At 48.4% G+C, this 4,653-nt stretch carries 5 protein-coding genes; 2 read left to right on the forward strand and 3 right to left on the reverse strand.

From position 1 onward, the window contains the following. On the reverse strand, window positions 1-790 hold a 790-nt coding region (locus ABY802_RS15890; RefSeq protein ID WP_372628104.1), incomplete at its 3' end, for a S8 family serine peptidase. A gap of 115 nt (window positions 791-905) precedes the next feature. Next, window positions 906-1,322 (reverse strand): MAPEG family protein, encoded by a 417-nt coding sequence (locus ABY802_RS15895; RefSeq protein ID WP_372628105.1) that lies wholly within the window; start codon window positions 1,320-1,322, stop codon window positions 906-908. Window positions 1,323-1,370: 48 nt separating this feature from the next. Between ABY802_RS15895 and ABY802_RS15900 the strand changes: the two genes are divergently transcribed. Together ABY802_RS15900 and ABY802_RS15905 are read left to right on the forward strand one after the other, a co-directional pair. Next, complete coding sequence (locus ABY802_RS15900; protein ID WP_372628106.1) at window positions 1,371-2,075, forward strand: thymidine kinase; 705 nt, start codon at window positions 1,371-1,373, stop codon at window positions 2,073-2,075. A gap of 73 nt (window positions 2,076-2,148) precedes the next feature. Further along, complete coding sequence (locus tag ABY802_RS15905) at window positions 2,149-3,687, forward strand: diguanylate cyclase domain-containing protein (protein ID WP_372628107.1); 1,539 nt, start codon at window positions 2,149-2,151, stop codon at window positions 3,685-3,687. Between the two features lie 35 nt (window positions 3,688-3,722). Here ABY802_RS15905 and ABY802_RS15910 read toward each other — a convergent pair. Beyond that, window positions 3,723-4,653: YjbH domain-containing protein (locus tag ABY802_RS15910; protein ID WP_372628108.1), on the reverse strand; the 931-nt coding region annotated here is incomplete at its 5' end.

A 4,653-nucleotide genomic window follows, 5' to 3' on the forward strand; every position in this document is an offset into this window, starting at 1 on the left:
AATCCAGACAGGCGATGGCATCACTCACAAAGCCAGTGCCTGTTTCATCTAAAAATTTGCAATGTAATACCTGCAATTGCCAGTTCACTCCGGCAACGCCCAGGGTATTATTGGTTGTCGCCGCAATAATGCCGCCTATCTGGCTACCATGACCATCTTGATCGGTCGGATCACTGGTGTTATTCGCGGTATCAATGCCATAAATATCATCAATATAGCCATTACCATCATCATCAGCGCCGTTAACCGTCTCTAACGGGTTACGCCAGAGGTTGGCCTGTAAATCAGGATGATTATACGCTACCCCAGTATCAACTACTGCCACCACCAGCTGTTGCTCACCCGAGCTCTGCTGCCAGAAAGCGGGCGCGTTAATGCCCTCAGCCTGGCTTAGATGCCATTGCAGGTTAAATTGCGGATCATTAGGAATTTGTTGTTTTTTGACAAGATAATCAGGTTCAACAAAGCGAACCCCTGGCAACTGCCGGTAGTAGTTAACTGCCTGCTGCAATTGAACACCACTGGCCAGCTCCAGCCGTAATAAGCCAGACCCGCCGCGCTTTCGAAGCGCACCGCCAATGGGTTCAACCCTGCTGGCGTAATTGCTTAAATATTGCGCCACCGCATTATCGGCATCTTGCACGCTGCTGCCAGTATATTCGCTATTAGTAGCAACAATAAGCCGGGTCGGTTGCGCTGCCAATGGTAGCATTAACATTGCACTCAGCAGCAAGCCGGCTTTTATCGCACCAGCTTTTATCGAACAAGCTTTTATCGAAATAGTTAGCATCACGCTTACCCCGCCATCCGTCTATTACATACAATAAGCTATACGACCAAACACTTCTATCCGATGCAATAAACGACGTAGCAGGGTAATTACAGCTCCGTTATGGGATGACTGTTTAGATAAACGCCAGCACCAGTAAGCGGATCCAAATCAGCCACAGCGTAAGGCATCCCAGCAAAAACACCCTGAACCGCAGCCGCACATTATTACTGCCAATATGAATAACAGTATGCCAGTAACGCAGTGCCACAAATACAATGCCCATTACCAGAAACGTTAAATCGGCCAGGCCAAATTGCAGGCAGAACAGTACGCTAAACAGATATAACATCGGCATCTGAAACTGATTATCAAAATTGCGACTGGTGGCAATAACCTGCTCGTTTGCACCCGTTAAATCCATGGTTCTAAAAGCAGTCATGCTTATTTCTTTACTCTTTGCCGCTTTGATCCGGCGCCGGCCCATAAAAATCATCACTACACTGGTTAGCAATACCTGGGCAAACACCGGCAATAACATCAACTTTTCCATCAGCTTTTCCTGTCAGGTTATTAAATATCAATATTTTGCTGGCAAAGTATGCCTGTTACCAACGGTAAAGCCAATGCCCGGCATTATCAATTATTCCGGCGTTTACAGCCCAGGCTGCTTTGGGTATTCTTAGCCGTCAATTTTCAGGGTTATCTCAGGAGCCAGGCAGTGGCCCAACTTTATTTCTACTATTCGGCTATGAATGTCGGTAAATCGACCTCCTTGCTGCAAAGCGCTTACAACTACCAGGAAAGAGGCATGACGGTGGCCATTTACACCGCGGCGCTGGATAATCGCTTTGGCCTTGGCAAAGTCAGCTCGCGCATTGGTCTGGCGATGGATGCCCATATTTTTAGTGCGGAATTTAATTTTCTGGCCCATGCCCAGCAACTTAAAATGGCCGGACGCTTAGACTGCATTCTGATAGATGAAGCGCAGTTTCTCAGTAAAGCTCAGGTGCGAGAGCTTACCGATATCGTCGATGAACTACGGATCCCCGTGCTGGCGTTTGGCTTACGCACAGACTTTCTCGGCGAAACCTTTGCTGGCAGCGAAGCCTTACTGGCCTGGGCCGACAAGTTAATTGAGCTAAAAACCATATGTCACTGCGGCCGCAAGGCCAACTTTGTGGTGCGTCTTGATGCTGCTGGCAACGCCGCCACCGCCGGCAGCCAGGTGCAGATTGGCGGTAATGAAAGTTACGTGTCGATGTGCCGCCAGCATTTCAAACAATTGGTCTGGCAGCAAACGTAACCCGCCGGCTGCCGCCCTAAATTTGCCATCAGCGCTTAATCCGTTATAGTAATAAAAAAGATTATCGTGATTTATGGTTACAAACTCAGACGCTTATCCCCATTTTTGGGCTATCCTTGACCGACTGCCGGTAGCACTACTTTACAAAGAGAGTGCCAAAGCGGAGATTTTTGCCAATGCGGCGGCTCGCAGCCTGCTGGGCAAAACGCTGCCCGATAAAGCCCTGAGCCTGCCGCAACTATCTGAAATCAGAATACTGGATCAGCACGGCAATAAAATCAGCTTACTCAGTAACCCTTTGCTAATGGCCTTAGGAGGCACCAAGCTGCACCAGCAGGTTTTACTGGAAGTACAAGGCACACCCTCGCTGTATATGCTGCAAAGCGATCTGGTCAAATTACAGTTTAGTTTGGGCAATACCATTATTGTTACTTTGTCGCCGTTGCAAAACCTACCAGAACCCCGCTCAGCGCAATCCGACACCGTTCAGCCGGTAGCAAAGCCCTCAGCCGATATTGCGCAGCTGGAAGAGGCCCTGGCCTTTGATAAGCTGATGTCACTGATTTCCACTGAACTGATTAATGTCAGCAGTGAAGCACTCGATCAACATATTGAAGATGCATTGGCCGCCCTCGGCGAGTTTTGCCACGCGGATCGTAGCTATATTTTTCAGTTTAACCACGACATCAGTGAAATGAGCAACACCCACGAATGGGTGCGTGATGGCGTCACTGCTCATAAAGAGAACTTGCAACAAATACCGGAACAGGCGCTCCCCTATTTCTTTGAGAAAATTCAACGAGACCATATTTTTGCCGTATCGGATGTTAGCAAACTTCCCGCGGAAGCAGCGAGCGAGCAGCAGGAGTTTGAACACGAAGATATTCGCTCCGTTCTGTGTATTGCCATGCTGGCCGGCCAACAGCTTATTGGTTTTGTCGGTTGCGACATGGTCGCCCGGCAACGGAACTGGACCAACAACGATCTGCGACGGATAAAATTAGTCGGTGAGATGATTGCCAACAGTATTCAGAATGTCAATTACCGGGTGTCGTTACAACAGATCCAGCAACAGCTGCTTAGTGCTAATCAGGAACTGCAAAAACAGGCTAATCAGGATGGCTTAACCGGGCTGGCGAATCGACGTAATTTTGATGAGAAATTACTGGAAGAGCTGCAGCGCAGTGCACGCAGCAAGTTGCCACTGGGGCTGATTTTACTGGATATCGACTTATTTAAGCCCTACAACGACCATTATGGCCATCAGGCCGGTGACGCCGCTTTGCAACAAGTGGCCACAGCACTAAAAAAAGAAGCACGCCGTCAGGGTGAAGTTGCGGCGCGTTATGGCGGCGAAGAATTCGCCCTTGTTTTGCCCGACAGCGACGGCAAGGCTTGCCTTGAAGTCGCTGAGCGGGTGCAGCAGCATATTAAAGCGCTGCAAATACGCCATTGCCAATCCGATGTCGCCGACTACCTTACGGTAAGCATGGGCTGCTACAGTGTTATCGCCGACAAAAATACCGGTCCTGAACAGATGTTACAGCATGCCGATAAAGCCTTATATCAGGCCAAAGCAGCCGGCCGTAATACCATCGTCACAGATGATTAATATTACAACCGGTTAATCCTAAGCTCGCAACTCCTTTAATTATAAAAACCAGAACGTGCTTCGGTGGTATCAATTAACTTAACCGGCCGGTTTAGTGGCTGACCACCATCACGGGCAATAGGTACCCAGGGTAAACGGCCCCGCCCTTTGCTTGGTTTTACTGAAAATACGTCAAACGGCAGCGACAAATAAAAGCCTTTGGTAAAACTGCCTTCACCATACTCTTCCGATGAAACATTGGTTATTGCCGCATAAGCGCCAATAATAATGCCATTGTCAAAGCGCTTGGCAAAATCAACATTCACCCCTTTATCTTGCGCCAGAAACTGGCCAATATTAAAGGTTAAGCGGGTATCAGGTAAAAACTCGGGTTGCCAGTACAGGTTGATATGGCCGGTAAAGGTTTTATAGTCAAAAAAGTCTACCTCGTTCTCAAATGAGCGCTGACGCACATAATTTAAGTCAAAACCAACAGCAAAATTACTGTCTACCGGCCGGTAAAGCACTTCCGTACCCACTCCACCAAACATGGTTTCCAGATACCCCCCATAGGCCTGGGCAAACCAGTTATCGCCAAACTGTTTTTGCCAGTGGCCATAGGCATTTTCCATGGCGAGGTTTCTGCCAGTTACGTATTCACGCACCAGCGTGCGCACCCTCGGTAATGGAGTATTTGTGCCATCTACTTTAAAATTAAAATTGTCGAAATTTTCCAGCAGTGTCAATTTCAAAGTGGTATTAAAACTAACGTTTTCAGTGAACCGATAGCCACCGCCGAGGAAAAAACCGCCCTGATACATGTAGAAACTCTCTGGGTTACCAAAGCTCTGGATCCAGAAAAATTCGGCTGCAGTATACAACCCGGTTGAGTACGGCACGTCTGTCAACGCCATAATGTCTGCAGCGGGTGCCTGGCGCATGTAAGTCGAGCGAATATCAGGCTGTAATTCAACGTAAGCCGCAGCA

The sequence above is a fragment of the Arsukibacterium sp. genome (assembly GCF_041616895.1).
Classification (GTDB): Bacteria; Pseudomonadota; Gammaproteobacteria; order Enterobacterales; family Alteromonadaceae; genus Alishewanella.